A 20,284-nucleotide genomic window follows, 5' to 3' on the forward strand; every position below is an offset into this window, starting at 1 on the left:
GATCAAGGCGATAGTTCATGGCCTCTCAAGAAGTGTTGCTGGCGTTCGTTCAAGCCGCGACTCAAGGTTCGTTTTCGGCAGCGGCGCGCAAACTCGGGCGCAGTCAGTCGACCATCAGCGCGGCGGTGGCAAGCCTTGAGATTGATCTGGACCTGGTGCTGTTCGATCGCAGCAGCCGCAAGCCGACGCTGACCCCGGCCGGCCACGTGATGCTGCAACGGGCCGAGGCAATTCTCGCGGCCAGCAGTCGACTGGAAATGACCGCGCGGCAACTGTCCCAAGGCGTCGAGCCGAAACTGACCGTGGCGATTTCCGACACTTATCAATCGGCGCGCTTCGAAGCGGCGCTGGTCGGGTTCGAGCAGCGTTATCCGGACCTGGAGCTGGAATGCCTGATCGCCGAATGCGATGACCTGATCGAGTTGGTGCAGCGCGGTCGTGCGCATCTGGCGTTCGCCGAAATGCAGGACACTTATCCGCCAGACCTGGTGACCTCGACCGTCGCCGAACGTACCGATATCGCGCTGTTCGTCAGCGCCGAACATCCGCTGACGAAACTGCAAAACATCGATCAAGCCAGCCTTGAACAGCATCGCGAATTGCGCCTGGCAACCATCGTCAATCCGTACGAGAGTCGCGCGAAGGGTCGAGTATGGTCGGCGCCGAGTTATCTGATGCTGATGGAAATGGCCGAAATGGGTTTCGGCTGGGCGCCGCTGCCGCGTTGGCTGGTGGGGCGTTTCGGTAATGGCACGCTGGTGGAACTGAACGTGCGCGGCTGGCCGAAACCGGTGTTTGTCGATGCGCTGTGGTCGCGGCTGTACCCGCCGGGGCCGGCGGGTAGCTGGTTGCTGAGCAAGATGCTGGAATAGGGGGGTGACCCCATTCGCGAGCAGGCTCGCTCCCACAGGGGAATGCATTCCAAGTGTGGGAGCGAGCCTGCTCGCGAAGGCGTCAGCCCAGACAACCGATCAAGCCGCCTCAATCGCTGCTGGCCGGTTCACCTGAAAATACTCATGCAGCCCACGCATCGCCGGCAGTTCCAGCGCCTGCGCCGCATAACACAAGCCAACCCGTCGGGTCGGCGCCGGCAGGTGCAGTGCGCGCACGACCACCCGCTCATGGCCGTTCACCAGCGATTGCGGCAACATCGCCACCCCGACACCCGCCGCGACCATGTGCAACGCCTGCTGCAACGAACCGGCATGCCCGGCCACCGCCTCCGGCGAGCGCCCATATAACGCCATCAGACGTTGATGCGACGGATGCTGCGGACACGTAATCCAATCCGCAATCGGCGCCCAACCCGCCTGCGCCAGCGCCATCGGGTGATCCAATGGCAACGCCATCACATACGGTTCTTCCCACAGCGGCAGGAACAATTCGTCCTCGCAGCACATCTCCTCGACCGCCAGGCGACCCTCGCCGCTGCACCCCTCCTCCAGCGTCAGTAACAAATTCGGCAACGCCAGATGCGCCATGCGCACGAACGCTTCGATATGACTGGCAGCGATGTCGCCCTCGATGCCCAGGGTCAGCGCTGCACGATTTTCGCGCCCGCGAAACATCTGGCTCAGCGCCTCCGCTTCCGCCACCATCCGCCGCGCCTGCGGGTACAGCAACCGCGCCTCATCGCTGACCTCGACACCGCGCGGCTGACGTACGAACAACGTCGCGCCGAGTTCTTCTTCCAACTGCTTGATCGTCACCGACAGCGTCGGTTGACTGATGAACAGTCGCTGCGCGGCAGCGGTAATGTTGCGCTCTTCGAATACCGCGAGGAAGGCTTTGAGGTGACGGATATCCATAGGAAATTCCGATAGGTGACAGAGGAATAAGGCATTTTTCAGCCCGTACAGGGCTAAATATACTGCGCTCATCGTTCAGTCATTTGAAATTCTTATTTCAGGAGTTCCACCATGAGCAAGCCTTTGATCATCATCACCGGTGCCAGCTCGGGCATCGGTGAAGCCACCGCCCGTCGTCTCAGCGCGGCCGGCCATCCTTTGCTGTTGTTGGCGCGACGCATCGAACGCCTGCAAGCGCTGGAGCTGCCGAACACGCTCAGCCGCAAAGTCGACATCACGGATCGCGCCGCTTTGCTCGCCGCCGTGGCAGAAGCCGAAGCGCAATTCGGCCCGGCCGATGCGCTGATCAATAACGCTGGTGTGATGCTGCTGGGCGCGATGAGCGAGCAGGATCCGGCGCAGTGGGATCAGATGCTCGACGTCAATGTGAAGGGATTGCTCAATGGCGTGCACGCTGTAGTCGCCGGGATGATTGAGCGCAAGCACGGCACGATCATCAATGTCAGCTCGGTGGCCGGGCGCAAGACGTTCCCGAACCACGTCGCGTATGTCGGCACCAAGTTTGCCGTGCATGGTTTGTCGGAAAACCTGCGTGAAGAACTGGCGCCGCACAACGTGCGTGTGACCACAATTGCGCCGGGGGCTGTCGAGACCGAGCTGCTCAGCCACACCACTGACGAGGCGATCAAGACCGGTTATCAGGCGTGGAAACAAGAGATGGGCGGTACGGTGTTGAGTGCCGAGGATGTCGCGACGGCGATTGCGTATGCGTATGAGCAGCCGCAGGGCGTGTGCATTCGCGAGATCGTCATGGCCGCGACCCGCCAGCAAGCCTGATGTTTTGATGTTGGGCTTACTGGCCTCTTCGCGAGCAGGCTCGCTCCCACATTTGGAATGAGATCAACCGTGGGAGCGAGCCTGCTCGCGAAAGGGTCGGCACTGCCATTGAAGGTTTTGGATCAATCCAACTGCGACAGGCGCGCCTCGATAAACCTTCGCTCCGGCTCTTGTCGGGTTAACGCCAGAGCTCGGAGGTAAGCCGTTCGCGCTTCCTCCACCCTTCCCAACTGCCGACAGAATTCCGCCCGCGCCGAATGCGCCAGATGGTAATCCTGCAGTTCACCGCGATCCAGAATCCCCTCGATCAAGCGCAACCCGGCCAACGCTCCATCACGTTTGGCCACCGCCACCGCGCGGTTCAACTCGATCACCGGCGACGGCACCGCCCGCAACAGCACGTCATACAGCCCGACTATTTGCTCCCAATCGGTCTCCTCGGCTGTCGGCGCCTCGGCATGCACTGCGGCAATCGCCGCCTGCAAACAATATGGGCCAAACCGCCGCGTGGTCAGTGCGCGCTCCACCAGTGCACAGCCTTCGGCGATCAGCTCGGCATCCCACTGCGCACGATCCTGATCATCCAGCAACACCAGTTCACCACTGGGTGAGGTGCGCGCCGGCCGCCGCGATTCGTGCAGCAGCATCAGCGCCAGCAGGCCCATGACCTCGGGTTCCGGCAACAACTCCATCAACAACCGCCCCAGTCGGATCGCCTCGCGGGTCAGATCCTCTCGGGTGACTTCAGCGCCCATCGACGCCGAATAGCCCTCGTTGAACACCAGATAAATCACCCGCAGCACACTGTCGAGGCGTTCGGGCAGTTCGCTCAGGCTCGGTACTTGATAGGGGATTTTCGCGTCGCGAATCTTCGCTTTGGCGCGCACGATTCGCTGGGCAATTGCCGCTGGCGCCGAGAGGAAAGCGCGGGCGATTTCCTCGGTGGTCAGGTCGCAGACTTCTCGCAAGGTCAGCGGCACTTGCGCATCGGCCGCCAGCGCCGGGTGACAACAGGTGAAGATCAGCCGCAGGCGATCGTCTTCCACGTCCTCACCACTCCAGTCGGCCTGTTCAAGTTCTTCCAGTTGCGCCAGCAGCAAGGGTTGTGCGGCCTTGAAGCGCGCACGCCGACGCAACACATCAATCGCCTTGAAGCGCCCGGTGGACACCAGCCAAGTGCGTGGATTGTCCGGCACGCCGTCGCGCTGCCAGCGCTCGACCGCGACGAAGAACGCCTCGTGCAAGGCTTCCTCGGCGAGGTCGAAATCACCCAGCAGACGAATCAGCGTCGCCAGAATCCGCCGCGAGTCTTCGCGATAGACCTGCTCGACCCGCGTGCGCAGCTCAGACATTCAACTGCCGCACCGGCCGCACTTCAACGCTGCCGATTCGCGCCGCCGGAATGTTGCCGGCGACCTGGATCGCTTCATTGAGGTCCTTGGCGTCGATCAGGTAGAAACCGGCCAGTTGCTCTTTGGTTTCCGCGAACGGGCCATCGGTGATCGACAATTTACCGTTGCGCATGCGCACAGTGGTGGCGGTCTGCACCGACTCCAACGCTTCGGCAGCGACCATCCGCCCGCTGCCCTGGATCGACTCGGCGTACGCCCAGCATTCGGCATCTTCGGGGCTGTCGGGCGACGCGTGCAGAAGGCGCTCATCGCTGTAGACCAGGCATAAATACTTCATGGCGGTTCTCCTGATTCGAACGGATCAACTATGGCTGAAGATCACGGCTGCACATCAAACAGGGTTGCGCCGCTCATCGGATCGAACGGGGCCGACCAGTGTTCGTGAGCGATCCGCCACGCGCCGCCCACCTGCCGATAGCACGCGGTGACACGCATCCAGCAGCTCTGGGTTTCGCCCTTGTCATTGGTGCCGCCGCAGTTGGCCACCCAATGGGCGAAAGCGATGTTGTCGGCGCTCTCGATGGCGATTTCGTGGAACTCGAAAATGTGCGGGCCGGGGCACATTTCCATGCACGCCACCCAATGCGCGCGGTAGGCCGCTTTGCCCTTGAATTGCAGGGCCTTGATCGCGTCGAAGGAGACGATGTCGTCGGCGTACAGCGCCATGACTTTCTCCACGTTCTTGGTCATGACGGCTTCGCGGTACGTGTTGATCAGCGTCTGGATCTCAGTCTGTGCGCTCATGGTGTTCTCCGTGGTTTTTGTTGTGAAGACACCCTTAGTCGCTCGGCGAGTCGACAGATCGACAGGCGAAACAAAAGATTTCCACGGAAGGCAAAGTCGCTAGAATCCGAGGTTCATCTTTGTAGGAAAAAGGAAATTCCCGTGTCAGCCCAACTCGTGCCGTACGACAGCTTGAACGCTTTGCAGCGTCAGCAAGTCGAGGCGATTGAAATCCATGCCGAGCAGATCAAGTTCTCCGGTGACATCCATGGCGCTCTGCACACCTTGCTGTCGAAACCCGCCCCCGGCGTGAAGGGCTTCGCGCTGCTGGCTGATGACGTACCCGTAGCGTTTCTGTTGCTCAAACGTCCGCCGGTATTGCCGGCGTGGGCCGATGAACACAGCGCCACATTGCATGCATTGCAGGTTGATCACCGGGCCCAAGGCAAGGGTTATGGCAAAGCCTGCCTGCAAGCGCTGCCGCAGGTTGCGCGTCAGGCGTGGCCGGAGATCAAAGGGCTGGAGTTATCGGTGGATGCTGACAACGATGCCGCGATTGCGCTGTACGCCAAATACGGTTTCGTCGACAGCGGCGAAGCGTACAAGGGCCGGATCGGTTATGAGCGGCGCATGGGGCTGTTTTTCTAAATCATCGAGGGATGCACGATGATCGATTCAATCGAAGCATTGGAAGCTATTTACGGACTGCCCCACGAACGTGCGGTGCGCAAGCAGATCACCTTTCTCAACGCGGATTATCAGGCGATGGTGCGCGTCTCGCCGCTGGTGATCGTCAGCTCGGTGGGCGCCGATGGCCTCGACAATTCACCGCGCGGCGATGCACCGGGGTTTGTGCGGATCATCGACGAACGCACGCTGGCGCTGCCGGATCGCCCGGGTAACAACCGCATCGATACCTTGCGCAATGTGCTGCACGATCCGCGAGTGTCGCTGCTGTTCATCATCCCGGGGATTGGCGAAACGTTGCGGGTCAACGGCACCGCGACGATCAGCGCAGATCCGGCGCTGCTGGAAAGCTTTGCGGTGAATGGCAAACCGGCGAAAACCGTGTTGCTGGTGACGGTGGAAGCGGCGTTCTTTCATTGTTCGAAAGCGTTTGTGCGTTCCGATGCGTGGAACCCGGAAACGCATTTACCACGTTCGGCGTTGCCGACGGCCGGGGCCTTTCACAAGCGATTGAACGACGGCCAGTTCGACGCGGACAGTTACGACCGCGAAGCGCTAAAAAGGGTGCTGGACACGCTGTACTAAAGACTCCGAGACACCACTTAACCCTGTGGGAGCTGGCTTGCCAGCGATGGCGTCGGCATATCAACCATTGATGTCGACTGACCCACCGCTATCGCTGGCAAGCCAGCTCCCACTTGGTATGTGTGATGATTTACAGAGTGAGGATCATCTCGTGCCACGCCATGCCGCCGTGGTCGGACTCCGAGGGTTTGATGTAGGCAAAACCGAACCCGGCATACAGCGGAATGTGCTTCTCCTTGCACATCAAATGAATCGTTGCCTTGTCCATCCCGCGCATGCGTTCGATGAATTCGCCCATCAAGCGCTTGGCCAAACCCTGCCCCTGATAATCTGGGTGCACCACCACCGACATGATCACCACGTTCGGCCCTTTCGGGTCATGGCCGATCAGCTCCTTGAACGCCTCATCCGACATCTGCACATCAAACGCTGCGCCTGAATTGACGAACCCTGCCACCACGCCATCCACCTCGGCGACGATAAAACCATCCGGCCAAGTGGCGATGCGCGTGGCGATCTTCTCGCGGGTGGCGGCTTCGTCGCCTTCGTAGGCAACGGTTTCGATGGCGTAGCAGCGATCGAGGTCGGCGGCGGTGACGTTACGAATGAGGGTGTTCATGGCAACTCGAAAATCAGCAGAAGAAAGTGCCGAAAGCATAATTGAATAAGGTCTGCATATCGATCCGCAGGTGCAGCGTAAAGCCTGCGTATATGCGCTTTTATTCGGCTTCGCGAGCGGCTACTTGTAGGGCGTGTCTCTGACTACCCTTGAGGGAAACCGCTTATGAGCAGCGTTGAGATTGGCCTGTTGATGGTGTTGGGCATCAGTACTTTCGGCTTTATCACCCTGGGCATCGACCTGATGCGCACGCGTCGGACCAACAAGGCAAAACAGAGATGAAAACGAGGCGGCGGATCGTAAATCCGCCGCCTCGTTGTTTGATTACCGCCGGGCTTCGACCGGTACGCAGATTTCCAGCTTGCCGGTTTTACGCGCCGGGTTGAAGTCCGCGCTGTATCGCTCCAGTTCCGGGGCGTTGAGCTCCACGTAGTGGGAGGCTGGCAGCCAGGTCTTGTAGATGTATTGCAGGGTCTGCGGCAGGTGCTCCAGAGAGCCTTTGTGCTCGAACACCGCATATTGTCGGGGCAAAACCTCAACCCAGCGAAACGTGTCCTGAGGCAACTCATCGAGCTTGCTGATTTCCACCCCAGCGATGTAATCGAACCCACCCTTACCATCGAAATTGCAGCAGACGCCGTAGGTGACTTCACCTTTCTGACCCGGAATCTGGCCCAGATGGGGCAGGAATTTTTCCCACAACGCCGGAATGTTATGCGCGGTTTCCTGGGTATATCGCTCACCCAGCCCTGCAATCAGCAGGAAGTGTCCATGTTCGAAGCGAGGTTCAGCCACTTCGACGCGTTTTTGCTCATCCATGACTCGACTCCTGGAACAAAAAAGGGGTTCGGCTGGGAGTATAGAAAGCCAAACCCATTTCGCACGGTTACAACGAATGGAGCTGCTCGACGGCACCCGATCCGACAAACTCGTTATAGCCGGATACGATCACGTACACCGCGAAATAGCAGAAGATCGCCGCAGATGCCATGTAGGAGTAGCGCAACAGCTTGTCACCGAGCAGCTTGCCGCCGTGGCTGGCGGCAAAGCACAAACCGGCCGACCAGAGCAGCCCGGCGCAGAGGAAACCGCCGAGGAACAGCGCCGAACTCAGCGGGCCACCGCCACCGGAACGGGCGATCAGCGTGCCACCGACCGCGGCGAACCAGAGGATCGCGCTCGGCGAGGACATCGCCAGGAAGATCCCGCGAAAGAACTCCTTGCGATGAGAGTTCTGCCCCACTTCGGCGGTGGCCGCCAATTGCGCTTCGTGATGGATCGCCGAATAGATCATCTTCGCCGCGAAGTAGATCAGCAGCGCCGAACCACCGATCCACAACACCCAGCGCACGGTTTCGTATTGCAGCAGAACCGTCATTCCGGCCAGCGCCAGCACGGCGTAGATCAGGTCGCCGACGCAAGTGCCGAGACCCAGCGCGAAGCCCTGAAAGTAACCACGCTGCATCGCCAGCGTGATCATTGCGATGTTGGCCACGCCGATATCCAGGCACAGCGAAAGGCTCAGCAAGAAGCCGCTGGTGAATTCCATCAACCATTTTCCTTGGGACAAAATTGTTTACAAACGGGCTGGACAGTATGCCATCACTGACCTTATCTTCCGCCACAGGTCACCGCAGTGACCAGCGTCGCTCGGACGGTTCCGGGCGCTTACGTTATCCGAGGCAACAATGGCTGAACAAGGTTCGCCGCGCCGCTTTGCGCGCATAGATCGACTCCCCCCTTACGTTTTCAACATCACCGCCGAGCTGAAGATGGCTGCGCGTCGTCGTGGTGAAGACATCATCGACTTGAGCATGGGCAACCCCGACGGCGCCACGCCGCCGCACATTGTCGAAAAACTCGTACAAGTTGCCCAACGCGAAGACACCCACGGTTACTCGACGTCCAAGGGCATTCCGCGCCTGCGTCGGGCGATTTCCAACTGGTACAAGCAACGCTACGAGGTCGATATCGACCCGGAAAGCGAAGCCATTGTCACCATTGGCTCCAAGGAAGGCCTGGCGCATTTGATGCTGGCGACGCTGGATCAGGGCGACACGGTGCTGGTGCCGAACCCGAGTTATCCGATTCACATTTACGGTGCAGTGATTGCCGGCGCTCAAGTGCGTTCGGTGCCGCTGGTACCGGGCGTGGACTTCTTCGACGAGCTGGAACGGGCAATTCGTGGCTCGATTCCGAAACCGAAAATGATGATCCTCGGCTTCCCGTCGAACCCGACTGCGCAGTGTGTGGAGCTGGATTTCTTCGAGCGGGTGATCGCCCTCGCCAAGCAGTACGACGTATTGGTGATTCACGATCTGGCGTACGCCGACATCGTCTACGACGGCTGGAAAGCTCCGTCGATCATGCAGGTGCCGGGCGCCAAGGACATCGCGGTGGAGTTTTTCACCCTGTCCAAGAGCTACAACATGGCCGGTTGGCGCATCGGTTTCATGGTTGGCAACCCGGAACTGGTCAACGCCCTGGCGCGGATCAAGAGCTACCACGACTATGGCACGTTCACCCCACTGCAAGTCGCGGCGATTGCTGCGCTGGAAGGCGATCAACAGTGCGTGCGCGATATCGCCGAGCAGTATCGCCAGCGTCGTAATGTGTTGGTCAAAGGCCTGCATGAACTGGGCTGGATGGTCGAGAACCCGAAGGCGTCGATGTATGTCTGGGCGAAGATTCCCGAGGCGTATGCGCATCTGGGTTCGCTGGAGTTCGCCAAGAAACTGCTGGCCGAGGCCAAGGTGTGCGTCTCGCCGGGGGTTGGTTTTGGTGAGTACGGCGATGACCACGTACGCTTTGCGCTGATCGAAAACCAGGACCGGATTCGCCAGGCCGTACGCGGCATTCGCGGGATGTTCCGGGCCGATGGATTAGTCACGAAAACTGGCGCCTGACACCTGCCCCCTGTGGGAGCGAGCCTGCTCGCGAAAGCGATCTATCAGTCAACATATTGGTTGGCTGGCATGGCCTCTTCGCGAGCAGGCTCGCTCCCACATTGGTTCTGGGTGGAACCTGAAATTCAGGCACAAAAAAACCGCATCACTGCGGTTTTTTTGTGTCTGCAAGAAGCTGTTTAAACGAACAGCGACAACAGCAGGATAAAGCCCAACGCGACCACCGACAGGATAGTTTCCATCGCCGTCCAGGTCTTGAAGGTCTCGGCCACGGTCATGTTGAAGTACTGCTTCACCAGCCAGAAACCGGCGTCGTTCACGTGCGACAGAATCAACGAACCGGCACCGGTAGCAAGTACCAGCAACTCACGGTTGACGCCCGGAATCATCCCCACCACCGGCACCACAATGCCCGCGCCAGTGATGGTCGCCACGGTGGCCGAACCGGTCGCGATACGGATCACCGCCGCCACCAGCCACGCCAGCAGGATCGGCGAGATCTGCGCGCTGACCGCCATGTGGCCGATCACGTCGCCCACGCCGCTGGTCACCAGCATCTGCTTGAAGCCACCGCCCGCACCGATGATCAAAATGATCGCGGCGGTTGGCGCCAGGCTCGCATCAAGCCACTTGAGGATTTGTTGGGAACCGATGCCCTGCTTGTGGCCGAAGGTGTACAGCGACAGCAGCAACGCCAGCAGCAGCGCCGAGATCGGGTGACCGATCATGTCCATCCAGGTGCGGAAGAAGTTACCGTCCGGCAGCGCCACGTCAGCAAAGGTTTTCAGCAGCATCAGGAACACCGGCAGCAGCACGGTGATCAGGGTGATGCTGAAGCTCGGCAGTTTCGCCGAGTCGTCGTTTTCGCGGGCCAGTTGATCGACCAGTTCCTGATTCGGTGTACCGGGAATGTGCTTGGCGATGAACGTACCGAAGATCGGGCCGGCAATGATTGCCGTCGGCAGCGCAACGATCAGGCCGTAAAGAATGGTCTTGCCGATGTCGGCGCCGAACACGCCGATGGCCAGCAGCGGACCCGGGTGCGGCGGCACCAGGCCGTGTACGGCGGACAGGCCGGCGAGCAGCGGGATACCGATCTTGATGATCGACACACCGGTACGGCGCGCAACGATGAACACCAGCGGAATCAGCAGGACAAAGCCGATTTCGAAGAACAGCGGAATGCCTACCAGGAACGCGGCAAACATCATCGCCCACTGGACTCTTTCTTTACCGAACGCCCGGATCAGGGTCTGGGCGATCTGATCCGCACCGCCGGATTCGGCCATCATTTTGCCGAGCATGGTGCCCAGCGCAAGGATGATGCCGACGAAACCGAGCACGCCACCAAAGCCGTCCTGGAACGCTTTGATGATGGTGCCGATCGGCATGCCCGAGGTCAGGCCGAGAAACGCCGCAGCGATGGTCAGGGAAATGAACGGGTGAATCTTGAACTTGGTAATCAGGACAATCAGCCCGATTACCGTAACCACTGCGTCGAGCAGCAGGAACGTGTCGTGGGACATGCCAAACATTGGGGGTGTCTCCTGGATTGTTGTTGTTATTAAAGCGGGTTAAACAGAAGTCGTGAGGACCGCGCAGTCTCTTTCAACACACTCATACCGCCTGCTTCAGACCGTGGGCCTGCCACCAGACGTGAGCCTGGGACGCCAGTTCTTCAACGCTGTGGATCGACGCATTCAGCGCCAATGTCAGCGGCTCGCCCTTGGGCGATTCGAGGGTGGCGAACTGGCTTTCGATCAACGTGGCCGGCATGAAGTGGCCCGGGCGGTGCGACACACGCTCGGCAGCGACTTCAGGGGTCAATTCAAGAAACACGAAGCCCAGGCCCGGCAAGGCACTGCGCAGCACTTCGCGATAACTGTGTTTAAGGGCGGAACAGGTCAACACCGGGCGCTTGCCCAATGCATCGACGCGACGCAGTTCATCGCACAGGCTGTCGAGCCAGCCGGCGCGGTCGTCGTCGTTCAGGGGGATCCCCGCGCTCATCTTTTCGATGTTCGCGGCCGGATGGAAAGTATCGCCTTCAATGGCAGTGGCGCCGCTCAATTGGCACAGGGCCTCGCTGACGCACGTCTTGCCGCAACCGGCAACGCCCATGATGACCAGGGCGGTGATGGGATGACTCATATAACACCTCAGCGCGCAGACAGCGCTACCTTTGCTAGCTATGACTCTAGTGCACAGGCAGAAGTTGCCGACGCCTTCTTGTCGTTTTTTTGGGTTGCAGCAGGTTTGCGCCCAACGCCAAAAAGCGAAGATCAGGCAGGACCTCGCTTACGCATTTACAGCTGCATCAGGACAGCGCTACCTTAGTGCCTTGATTTTTGTTTGGCAAGCCGCCCGATGACCACCCCTAAAAACGATAAAAATACCCGCACCACCGGCCGTCCCACCCTTAATGAAGTTGCCCGCCTGGCCGGTGTCAGTCCGATTACTGCCTCGCGCGCCCTCAGAGGTGTGAGCACTGTGGCCACCGAATTGGTGGAAAAAGTGCAGAAAGCCGCCAGTGAACTCAACTACGTGGTCAACCCTGCTGCTCGCGCATTGGCCTCGGCACAGAGCCATTCGGTGGTGGTGTTAGTACCGTCGCTGTCCAACTTGTTGTTCATCGATACGCTCGAAGCCATTCACCGGGTACTGACGCCCAAGGGTTTTGAAGTGCTGATCGGCAACTTCCACTACTCGCGCGATGAAGAAGAAAACCTGCTGCGCAACTACATGGCTTATCAACCGCGTGGTTTGCTGCTGACCGGGTTCGATCGCACCGAAAGTTCGCGACGGATGATCGAGGCCAGCAATATCCCCTGCGTGTACATGATGGAACTGGACAGCGCCGCCGGGGTGAATTGCGTAGGGTTCTCGCAACTGAGTGCCGGCGAAACGGCGGCCGACCATTTGCTTTCCCGTGGGCGCCAGCGGCTGGCCTACATTGGCGCGCAACTCGATCAGCGCACCTTGCTGCGCGGTGAAGGTTTCCGCAAAGCGCTGCAGAAGGCCGGTCGTTATGACCCGGACCTGGAAGTGCTGACGCCACGCGCGTCGTCCGTGGGCCTGGGCGGTGAGTTGTTCATGCAATTGCTCGCGGCGCACCCGGACGTCGATGCGATCTTTTTTGGCAACGATGACCTGGCTCAAGGTGCGTTGCTCGAGGCGTTGCGTCATGGCATCAAGATTCCCGAGCAAGTGGCGATTCTGGGTTTCAACGACTTGCCGATGTCCGAACACATGGTGCCGCGTCTGAGCAGCATCAATACCCCGCGCGAAGCGATTGGCCGGCGCGCCGCCGAGCAGATGCTGACGCTGATGGCGGGCAACTCGGTGGCACGCCCGGTTGAAGACATGGGTTTCGAACTGAAAATCCGCGAAAGCACCTGATCCCCAAAGATTCGAGGTTGAAACACCCTCCTGTGGGAGCGAGCCTGCTCGCGAAAGCGTCGTGTAACTTGGCACAGGCTTATCTGACACACCGCTTTCGCGAGCAGGCTCGCTCCCACATTGGATCTCCACAGACTTTAGTGACTGAGTAGATCGACCAAGGCCGATGCGCCTTTCTGTAGCGGCTGGCTCTTGAGCCACACCGCATGCACCGGTAGCACCAGGCCGTTTTCGATGTTGCGGAAATTCAGGCGTTTCAGCCGTCCGCTGTCCAGCCGCGACTGCACCACCGACAGGGGAAAATTTCCCCAGCCCAGTCCCGCCTCAACCATTTCCATCGCTGTCTCGAGGCTGTCGGTGCGCCAATAAGACTCCGCCACCAATGGCCGTGTCTCGCTGATCGGTAAATCGCGACTGGCCACAACGACCTGTCGCACATGCACCAGGTCCTCGAGAAACAGATCCCGACCCTGCAACAACGGGCTGTCCGCCGCCAGCGTGGCGGTCATCCGCTCGCTGCCGACAAACTGAAACTGTTCCAACACATTCACGCTCAACCCGGCAAACGCCAGGCACACGCTGACCCGACCGCTGTGCAACATAGCCAACACGTCATCCTGCGGCGCGGTCAGCACTTCGATGTCGAGCAACGGATGACGCTCGGCAATCACCTTGATCGCCGCCAGCAAACGCCGCCGATCAATGTCCGCAACCACGGCAATCGACAACTTGCTCTCCAGCCCCAACGACAACTCCACCGCGTGCACTTGCAGTTGTTTGAGTTGCTCGGCGATCAATCGCGCGTGGGGCGCCAGTGAAAGCGCCATCGCTGTCGGTTGTGGTTCGCGATGACTGCGGTCGAATAACAAATAACCGAGCTCGGCCTCAAGGTTGCCGATGCCCATGCTGACCGCCGACGGGACTTTACCCAACGCCCGAGCGGCAGCCGAAAACGAGCCGCGTTCGATCACGGCCAGAAAGAGTTGAATGCTGTCGCTGTTGAAATTCACTTGGTTAACCTGTCAATGCATCTATCTATCAGAGAAACTGAAAGTAGCTGACTTTTTCTGTCAGACCTATTGAAGCTATCTTTCGCCGCCTCCGCCAGCCCCGCTGGCCATTGATTCGACGAAAAGAGGCAATCTGCATGCAAGGCGTTAAACGCAAAGTGGTTTACGTGTCGCTCTATGAAATCATCGGCATGAGCTTTTCCGCCCTCGGTCTGGCGCTGTTGTCCGGCACCTCGCCGGGCAGCACCGGGCCATTGGCAGTGATCATCACCACCATCGCCGTGACCTGGAATTTCATCTACACCTCACTGTTCGAGCAGTGGGAAAGTCGCCAGCCATCGCGCACCCGCACCGTAAAACGGCGCATCGCCCACGCTGTTGGTTTTCAACTGACGCTGATCGTGTTTCTGATTCCGCTGATCGCGTGGTGGATGAACATCAGTCTGGTGCAGGCGTTCCTGCTTGATCTGGCGTTGATCATTTTTATCCCGTGCTACACGTTTGCGTTCAACTGGCTGTTTGACCGGATTTTCGGTTTGCCGGCCTCGGCGTTACCGGATGCAGCGACAGCGGCATAAATCGTTAATTCGTAAACAGATATTGCAAAAAATCAGCGGTTTAGCCGATAAAACCGCTGATATTCACAATCCGCGAACTCCGATAGCAGGCTAAGCTTTTCCATCAATAAAAAATGGATCAGCCTCATGACCGCTCACGCACCCGCCGCCGCGCAAAGCGACGGCATCGACCCGATTCGCTCCGCCCAGGTTTCCGCCCGCATCGACCGACTCCCCGCCGTCGCGACGATCTGGCGGTTGGTGGCGCTGCTGTCGATCGGTGGATTTTTCGAACTCTACGATCTGTTTCAGACGGCCTATATCAGCCCCGGCCTGATTCGCGACGGCATCTTCGCCACCGGCAATCAGGGTGTGTTCGGTTTCTCCGATCAGGCAGCGTTTGCCTCGGCAACGTTCCTCGGCCTGTTCCTCGGCGCCAGCCTGCTCAGCCCGTTGGCGGATCGCTTCGGGCGCCGGGCGATTTTCACCTTCGCACTGGTCTGGTACACCGTGGCGACGGTGTTGATGGGCATTCAGAGTTCGGCGCTGGGTATCATCGGCATGCGCTTTCTAGTGGGCATCGGTCTGGGTATCGAACTGGTGACCATCGACGCCTACCTCTCGGAACTGGTGCCCAAACGCATGCGCAGTTCGGCGTTTGCCTTCGCGTTTTTCGTGCAGTTTCTGTCGGTGCCGGCGGTGGCATTGATGTCGTGGTGGCTGGTGCCGCAAGCGCCGTTCGGCGTGTCCGGCTGGCGCTGGGTGGTATTGGCCAGTGCGGTGTTTGCGCTGTTTATCTGGTGGCTGCGCAAGCGCCTGCCGGAGTCGCCGCGCTGGCTCGCGCAACATGGCCGGTTCGATGAAGCCACGCGGATTCTCGACGACATCGAAGCACGATGCGTGAAGGATCACGGCAAGCCGCTGGACGCTCCTGAAACCGTGCCGGTCGATGTCGAAGGCAAGGGCCGTTTCGCCGACATCTGGCAGCCACCCTATCGCCGTCGCGCACTGATGTTGATCGTTTTCCACGTCTTTCAGGCGATCGGCTTCTTCGGCTTCGGCAACTGGTTGCCGGCGCTGCTGTCCGGCCAGGGTGTCAGCGTTACCCATAGCCTGATGTACGCTTTCATCATCACCCTCGCCTACCCGCTCGGGCCGTTGCTGTTCGTGAAGTTCGCCAATCGCTTCGAGAACAAATGGCAGATCGTCGGCTCCGCCCTCGGCGCAATGACCTTCGGTACGTTGTTCGCCCTGCAGACCAGCGCATTCGGGCTGATCTTTTGCGGCGTGATGATCACGTTCTGCAACGCGTGGCTGAGCTTCAGTTATCACTCGTACCAGAGCGAACTGTTCCCGACCAATATCCGCGCACGGGCAGTGGGCTTCTGCTATTCGTTCAGTCGCTTGTCGACGGTGTTCAGCAGTCTGTTGATCGGCTTTTTTCTCGACAGCTTCGGCACGCCGGGCGTGTTGGCGTTCATTGCCAGCAGCATGTTGATCGTGATGCTGACCATCGGCTGGTTCGGCCCGCGCACACGCAATCTGGCGCTGGAAAACATTGCCCATCGTTGAAACCCGGTAATTGCTCCTGTACAGCAGTCAGTCATCACCTACAGGTCAATTCATCATCTTGGTCAGTGCCAAACAACTGGACGGGGGACACGGAGGCCTCCGTCCTGTGTCACGCCCTTCCCTCCGGCTCGCTACCCTACATCAGAAAATCCTGATACCTGTAAGAACTGACAGTAGTGCTGATTGAACATCGCTTGTTTAATGGGTCGAGTGATCACACTCGGGGTCACAGTCAGGATCAGGAGATAATCATGGAAGCCAAATCATTCACCGGTCTTTGCAATTGCAAGTCCTCCTACAACGGAAACCCCGTCGGGAAGGACTTTGATACAGAACAGGTTGAATTTAATCAACTTAGCTTTATAGCGACCATGGACAAACATTATGTCCAGATAGGATATGCCGCCGAAAACCTCAAGCCTGGTGAATACGATCTGGATTTTACTCCAGCTGGGGCTACTACACTGCAGTATCACAATGGAAAAACATTACTCAGATTGACCGGAACAGGGAAAGTCACCATCGGGCCGAATCTGGATACCCAAAAAGGAACAATTGACGCCAGTTACCTTGATGATATTGGGCGGCCGATTACCTTCAAGGGTACGTTCAGTGCCAATTACGAATTGAAGTAACAGGTGCAAGTAATAAAACAAGGGCAGTCGCAACTGCCCTTGGTTGTTAGAAAATGACCCTCACGATTTCAGAGCATCAATTCAACTGCAACGTCTCATTGAACTGACTGATCGCATCCACCACATGCCGTGAACCCTGCTGGATTTCCTGAATCACCGCCCCCGCCTCGTTGGCCAACTCCACCCCAAGCCCGGTGCGGCTCAAACTCGATTGCATGCTCGACACCGCACTCAACGACAAATCATGGTTCTTGCGCACCACGTCGACAATCTCCAGCGTCGCCTGACTGGTTCGTGCCGCGAGGCTGCGCACCTCGTCCGCGACCACCGCAAACCCGCGCCCGTGTTCGCCGGCCCGCGCCGCTTCGATCGCGGCGTTGAGCGCCAGCAAGTTGGTCTGATCGGCAATGCCGCGAATGGTCTGAACGATGGTGCCGATGATGTCCGACTGTTTGCTCACCGCATCGATGCTCACGGCGGCTTCGTTGAGGTCGCGGGAAATGTCCTGGATGATCTGCACCGTCTGCTGCACGACTTGCGAGCCTTTCTGCGCACAGGCGTCGTTTTGCACCGAGGTGCTGTGGGCCGATTCGGCAGCGTTCTGCAGGGTGGTCATCTGATGGGTGATATCGCTGGCGAACTTGACCACTTTGTATAGCCGCCCTTTCGCGTCGAACAACGGGTTGTACGAGGCCTCCAGATAAACCATCTGCCCGGACTTGTTCTTGCGCTCGAAACGATGGGAGTGATATTCGCCGCGATTGAGCGAAGCCCAGAATGCCTTGTATTGCGCAGACTCGGCTTCTGCGCGGTGGCAAAACAGACTGTGGTGATGGCCGACGACTTCGTTGAGCGAGTACTGCATGGTTTTCAGAAAGTTGTCGTTGGCGGTGATGACATTGCCTTCAGGGGTGAATTCGATCACCGCCATCGAGCGGCTGATCGCCGCGAGCATGCTTTCTTCTTCGTGTTCCTTGTGCACTCGGGCAGTGATGTCCGATGCCACTTTGATCACACTTCTGACCTGTTTATCCGGGCCGTAAACGGGCATGTAGCTGGCTTCAAGCCAGACTTCCTTGCCAGCCTTGTTCAAGCGCAGAAACGTGCCACTGATCGGTTCGCCACGGGCCAGGTCACGCCACAACCTGGCGTATTCCTCGCTGCGGTAAAACGCTTCTTCGCAAAATACCCGGTGATGTTTGCCGCGCACTTCCTCAGCGCTGTAGCCCATGGTCTTGCAGAAGTTTTCGTTGGCATCCAGAACGATGCCGTCAGGGCTGAATTCAATCATTGCCATCGAGCGGCTGATCGCCGCCAACTTGGCATTGGCTTCGGTCAGGGCGCAGCTGAATCGCTCGATTTCCTGCAGGTCAGCCTTGTGATGTAGGTTGAACATGGTTGTATCACCTTCCGCGCGTTCTTTTGATTTGATGAAAGTTCAGGTCTTTCAGAATCCACCACTACGTTCCACAGAACAGGCACACGCATTCCTCCACAGGAGGAAGTTGTCAGGTGATAAATGATGATCAATCGGAGCGTCCATGCAGCAGCGCTCTAATCAAGACATCCTTCTCTTGATAGCCCGCACGCGGGCCAGCCCTAACGCGTTGAAGAACTTCCATGTACAAGATGCTCCTTGTTGTTTCAGTGTCGGTGCCTTGGCTTGCGCACTCTGGCAGCATGAATTTGCGCACTAACCGTGCACGGTCGACATAGTTAGTTACAGAGCAGCATAGCCAGCGCAAAGCCTTGCGCAAGGCCACTAGTCGGCCAGTAGCTGGCACTTTTTGCACAAAAATCGATTCAGCGCGGGAGGTGTTGGCGGGTCTGACGCTATCGCTGGCAAGCCAGCTCCCACAGGGTTCTGCGCTATTTCAAATCAGCGCACTATCTGTTGGAGCTGGCTTGCCAGCGATGAGGCCATTACAAACACTGCGAAAACAACAGAAATGACTTACAGACTTCCACTCACCTTGTCAGCAACTTCTCCCGGCACCCAAGGCTTCCAGACCTGCGGCTGATCACGCAAAAACGCCTCGGCCACCGCCCTTGGTTGCTGGCGTTTTTCACTCATGCCCGCCAGCGTCTGGTTGAGCAAATCAATCGGCAAATCGACCTTCTCGAAGAACGCCACCAAGTCCGGATATTGCGACTTGAACGGCGCCGACACGCCAATCGCCAGGCTCGCCGGCATTGAGCGAGTGCCCTTTGGATTCGGGTTGTTGGCATCAGCCAGGGTCTTCCAGGCCTCGGCATCAAACGCTGGTTCATCCAGTTTCACCAGTTTGAACCGCCCCAACAGTGGCGTTGGCGACCAGTAATAGAACAGCACCGGTTTGCCACGCTTGATCGACGACGCCACTTCGGCGTCCAGCGCTGCGCCGGAGCCGGTGCGGAAGTTGACGAAGCTGTCGGTCAGGGCATACGCCTTGAGCTTCTGACTGTTGACGATCTCCGAGGTCCATCCGGTCGGGCTGTTGAGGAAACGCCCACGAGTGGGGTCTTCCGGGTCGCGGAAAACATCCTTGTAGCGCGGCAGATCCGCGACCGACTTCAGCTCTGGCGCCAAAGCCTTGATGCCACGCTCGGGGTCGCCCTTGATCACGTACTCCGGCACCCACCAGCCTTCGGTCGCGCCTTTGACCGTGTCACCCAGGCCAAACACTTTGCCTTCGTTGGCCGCCTTGACCCACGCCGGACTGCGCCCGGCCCACTCTTCGCCGATCACTTGAATGTCGTTTTTCGCCAGCGCGGCTTCCAGGCTGACAGTGCTGCCCGGCAATGTGTCGGTCGGGTAGCCGTAACCTTTTTCGACAATCACGCGCAGCACTTCAGTGATGAAACTACCGCTCTCCCAAGTGATGTCACCAAAATGAATCGGCGCAGTGTTCTCCGTCGCCGATACCGCGCCGACGCTCAGGCTCAGCGCCAGCAACGAGCCGCCGAGCAGGGTTTTGATCGATCTCATGCAGACCTCTTGTCTTGTAGGAATTGGTTGGCGCTGTGGCGATCGCACAGCGCTTGGGTACGCGTCATGTACGCACTTACCGAACGTTGGGAGATCCCCAGTTCGGCGGCAATTTGTGGGTACGTCAGGCCGTCGATGCGCGCGAGCAGAAAGGTTGAACGGACTTTGTCCGGCAAGCGCTGCAAGCTGTGGTCGAGACGGTTGAGGGTTTGCGTCAGTTGCGCGAGCACTTCGGGCGAGGTGGCGAAATCGATCTCGACTTGCTGCGCATGACGACGCTCCAGATCGGCCCGGCGCCAACGCTGATAGAGCAGACGCTGGGCGACGGTGGTCAGCAGCGCACGAGGCTCACGGATGGCGCTCAACGCGGGAGCTTCGAGCAACTGCGCGAAGGTTTCGGCAGCGATGTCTTCGACGCTGGCTGCATCGTGCAGATGACGGCGCAGGTACAGGCAGAGCCACGGGTAGTGGGCGCGGAACAGGCTGCCAACAACCTGACGATGGGAACGCTGGGCACCGGACATAGGGGCTCCTGAATGAGGGGTCGCTGAATGTCCGGTGTTCCG

General features: G+C 58.9%; 22 protein-coding genes. 9 read left to right on the plus strand and 13 right to left on the minus strand.

What is annotated here, in order from left to right:
* Nucleotides 1-17 precede the first annotated feature (17 nt).
* Nucleotides 18-872: a LysR family transcriptional regulator gene (locus tag JFT81_RS16785; RefSeq protein WP_201228188.1), complete on the plus strand. Its 855-nt coding sequence runs from the start codon at nt 18-20 to the stop codon at nt 870-872.
* Between the two features lie 99 nt (nt 873-971).
* Here the strand turns inward: JFT81_RS16785 and JFT81_RS16790 are convergent, their stop codons facing one another.
* Complete coding sequence (locus JFT81_RS16790; RefSeq protein ID WP_201228189.1) at nt 972-1,808, minus strand: LysR family transcriptional regulator; 837 nt, start codon at nt 1,806-1,808, stop codon at nt 972-974.
* Between the two features lie 111 nt (nt 1,809-1,919).
* Between JFT81_RS16790 and JFT81_RS16795 the strand changes: the two genes are divergently transcribed.
* Nucleotides 1,920-2,645 carry an SDR family oxidoreductase gene (locus JFT81_RS16795; protein ID WP_201228190.1) on the plus strand — a complete coding sequence of 242 codons (726 nt, stop codon included), beginning with the start codon at nt 1,920-1,922 and terminating at the stop codon, nt 2,643-2,645.
* Between the two features lie 122 nt (nt 2,646-2,767).
* Here the strand turns inward: JFT81_RS16795 and JFT81_RS16800 are convergent, their stop codons facing one another.
* The 3 genes from JFT81_RS16800 to JFT81_RS16810 are packed head-to-tail and all read right to left on the minus strand — an operon-like array spanning nt 2,768 to nt 4,801.
* On the minus strand, nt 2,768-3,997 hold the full coding sequence (locus JFT81_RS16800; protein ID WP_201228191.1) for an RNA polymerase sigma factor: 1,230 nt from the start codon (nt 3,995-3,997) through the stop codon (nt 2,768-2,770).
* Nucleotides 3,990-4,334, minus strand: coding sequence for a YciI family protein (locus JFT81_RS16805; RefSeq protein WP_201228192.1), 345 nt, complete (start codon nt 4,332-4,334; stop codon nt 3,990-3,992). The genes JFT81_RS16800 and JFT81_RS16805 overlap by 8 nt, the downstream gene beginning before the upstream one ends.
* A 41-nt stretch (nt 4,335-4,375) precedes the next feature.
* Nucleotides 4,376-4,801, minus strand: coding sequence for an SgcJ/EcaC family oxidoreductase (locus JFT81_RS16810; RefSeq protein WP_201228193.1), 426 nt, complete (start codon nt 4,799-4,801; stop codon nt 4,376-4,378).
* Between the two features lie 141 nt (nt 4,802-4,942).
* On the opposite strand from JFT81_RS16810, the gene JFT81_RS16815 reads away from it, so the two are divergent.
* Both JFT81_RS16815 and JFT81_RS16820 read left to right on the plus strand, forming a co-directional pair.
* Nucleotides 4,943-5,428, plus strand: coding sequence for a GNAT family N-acetyltransferase (locus tag JFT81_RS16815; protein ID WP_201228194.1), 486 nt, complete (start codon nt 4,943-4,945; stop codon nt 5,426-5,428).
* A gap of 18 nt (nt 5,429-5,446) precedes the next feature.
* Nucleotides 5,447-6,052, plus strand: a complete 606-nt coding sequence (locus JFT81_RS16820; RefSeq protein ID WP_201228195.1) for a pyridoxamine 5'-phosphate oxidase family protein — start codon at nt 5,447-5,449, stop codon at nt 6,050-6,052.
* Between the two features lie 130 nt (nt 6,053-6,182).
* Here JFT81_RS16820 and JFT81_RS16825 read toward each other — a convergent pair whose 3' ends face one another.
* The 3 genes from JFT81_RS16825 to JFT81_RS16835 all read right to left on the minus strand — a co-directional run bounded on the left by JFT81_RS16825 (nt 6,183) and on the right by JFT81_RS16835 (nt 8,220).
* Nucleotides 6,183-6,671 (minus strand): GNAT family N-acetyltransferase, encoded by a 489-nt coding sequence (locus JFT81_RS16825; RefSeq protein WP_201228196.1) that lies wholly within the window; start codon nt 6,669-6,671, stop codon nt 6,183-6,185.
* 324 nt (nt 6,672-6,995) lie between these two features.
* Nucleotides 6,996-7,490 carry a GyrI-like domain-containing protein gene (locus JFT81_RS16830; protein ID WP_201206043.1) on the minus strand — a complete coding sequence of 165 codons (495 nt, stop codon included), beginning with the start codon at nt 7,488-7,490 and terminating at the stop codon, nt 6,996-6,998.
* Nucleotides 7,491-7,557: 67 nt separating this feature from the next.
* Nucleotides 7,558-8,220: a LysE family transporter gene (locus JFT81_RS16835; RefSeq protein WP_201228197.1), complete on the minus strand. Its 663-nt coding sequence runs from the start codon at nt 8,218-8,220 to the stop codon at nt 7,558-7,560.
* A 139-nt stretch (nt 8,221-8,359) separates the two neighbouring features.
* Between JFT81_RS16835 and alaC the strand changes: the two genes are divergently transcribed.
* Nucleotides 8,360-9,577, plus strand: coding sequence for an alanine transaminase (alaC, locus tag JFT81_RS16840; RefSeq protein WP_201228198.1), 1,218 nt, complete (start codon nt 8,360-8,362; stop codon nt 9,575-9,577).
* 179 nt (nt 9,578-9,756) lie between these two features.
* Here the strand turns inward: alaC and JFT81_RS16845 are convergent, their stop codons facing one another.
* Both JFT81_RS16845 and JFT81_RS16850 read right to left on the minus strand, forming a co-directional pair.
* Nucleotides 9,757-11,112: a GntP family permease gene (locus JFT81_RS16845; RefSeq protein ID WP_201228199.1), complete on the minus strand. Its 1,356-nt coding sequence runs from the start codon at nt 11,110-11,112 to the stop codon at nt 9,757-9,759.
* An 82-nt stretch (nt 11,113-11,194) separates the two neighbouring features.
* Nucleotides 11,195-11,728: a gluconokinase gene (locus JFT81_RS16850; protein WP_095048167.1), complete on the minus strand. Its 534-nt coding sequence runs from the start codon at nt 11,726-11,728 to the stop codon at nt 11,195-11,197.
* A 216-nt stretch (nt 11,729-11,944) separates the two neighbouring features.
* Between JFT81_RS16850 and JFT81_RS16855 the strand changes: the two genes are divergently transcribed.
* Entirely contained in the window at nt 11,945-12,976 is a 1,032-nt protein-coding gene (locus JFT81_RS16855) for a LacI family DNA-binding transcriptional regulator (protein ID WP_201228200.1), read from the plus strand.
* Nucleotides 12,977-13,113: 137 nt separating this feature from the next.
* On the opposite strand, the gene JFT81_RS16860 is transcribed toward JFT81_RS16855, so the two are convergent.
* Nucleotides 13,114-13,986 carry a LysR family transcriptional regulator gene (locus JFT81_RS16860; protein WP_201228201.1) on the minus strand — a complete coding sequence of 291 codons (873 nt, stop codon included), beginning with the start codon at nt 13,984-13,986 and terminating at the stop codon, nt 13,114-13,116.
* Nucleotides 13,987-14,123: 137 nt separating this feature from the next.
* On the opposite strand from JFT81_RS16860, the gene JFT81_RS16865 reads away from it, so the two are divergent.
* The 3 genes from JFT81_RS16865 to JFT81_RS16875 all read left to right on the plus strand — a co-directional run bounded on the left by JFT81_RS16865 (nt 14,124) and on the right by JFT81_RS16875 (nt 16,750).
* A complete protein-coding gene (locus JFT81_RS16865; protein WP_201228202.1) occupies nt 14,124-14,564 on the plus strand; it encodes a PACE efflux transporter in 441 nt (146 codons plus the stop codon).
* A 126-nt stretch (nt 14,565-14,690) separates the two neighbouring features.
* Nucleotides 14,691-16,115 carry an MFS transporter gene (locus JFT81_RS16870; RefSeq protein ID WP_201228203.1) on the plus strand — a complete coding sequence of 475 codons (1,425 nt, stop codon included), beginning with the start codon at nt 14,691-14,693 and terminating at the stop codon, nt 16,113-16,115.
* 251 nt (nt 16,116-16,366) lie between these two features.
* Nucleotides 16,367-16,750: a hypothetical protein gene (locus JFT81_RS16875; protein WP_201228204.1), complete on the plus strand. Its 384-nt coding sequence runs from the start codon at nt 16,367-16,369 to the stop codon at nt 16,748-16,750.
* Nucleotides 16,751-16,826: 76 nt separating this feature from the next.
* Here the strand turns inward: JFT81_RS16875 and JFT81_RS29540 are convergent, their stop codons facing one another.
* The 3 genes from JFT81_RS29540 to JFT81_RS16890 form a co-directional block, all read right to left on the minus strand.
* Nucleotides 16,827-18,146, minus strand: a complete 1,320-nt coding sequence (locus tag JFT81_RS29540; protein ID WP_201228205.1) for a PAS domain-containing methyl-accepting chemotaxis protein — start codon at nt 18,144-18,146, stop codon at nt 16,827-16,829.
* A 558-nt stretch (nt 18,147-18,704) separates the two neighbouring features.
* Nucleotides 18,705-19,718 (minus strand): ABC transporter substrate-binding protein, encoded by a 1,014-nt coding sequence (locus tag JFT81_RS16885; protein ID WP_201228206.1) that lies wholly within the window; start codon nt 19,716-19,718, stop codon nt 18,705-18,707.
* Nucleotides 19,715-20,242: a sigma-70 family RNA polymerase sigma factor gene (locus tag JFT81_RS16890; protein ID WP_201228207.1), complete on the minus strand. Its 528-nt coding sequence runs from the start codon at nt 20,240-20,242 to the stop codon at nt 19,715-19,717. Before JFT81_RS16890 ends, JFT81_RS16885 begins: the two co-directional genes overlap by 4 nt.
* Nucleotides 20,243-20,284: the final 42 nt, after the last annotated feature.

The organism is Pseudomonas sp. TH43 (genome assembly GCF_016650635.1).
Lineage (GTDB): Bacteria > Pseudomonadota > Gammaproteobacteria > Pseudomonadales > Pseudomonadaceae > Aquipseudomonas.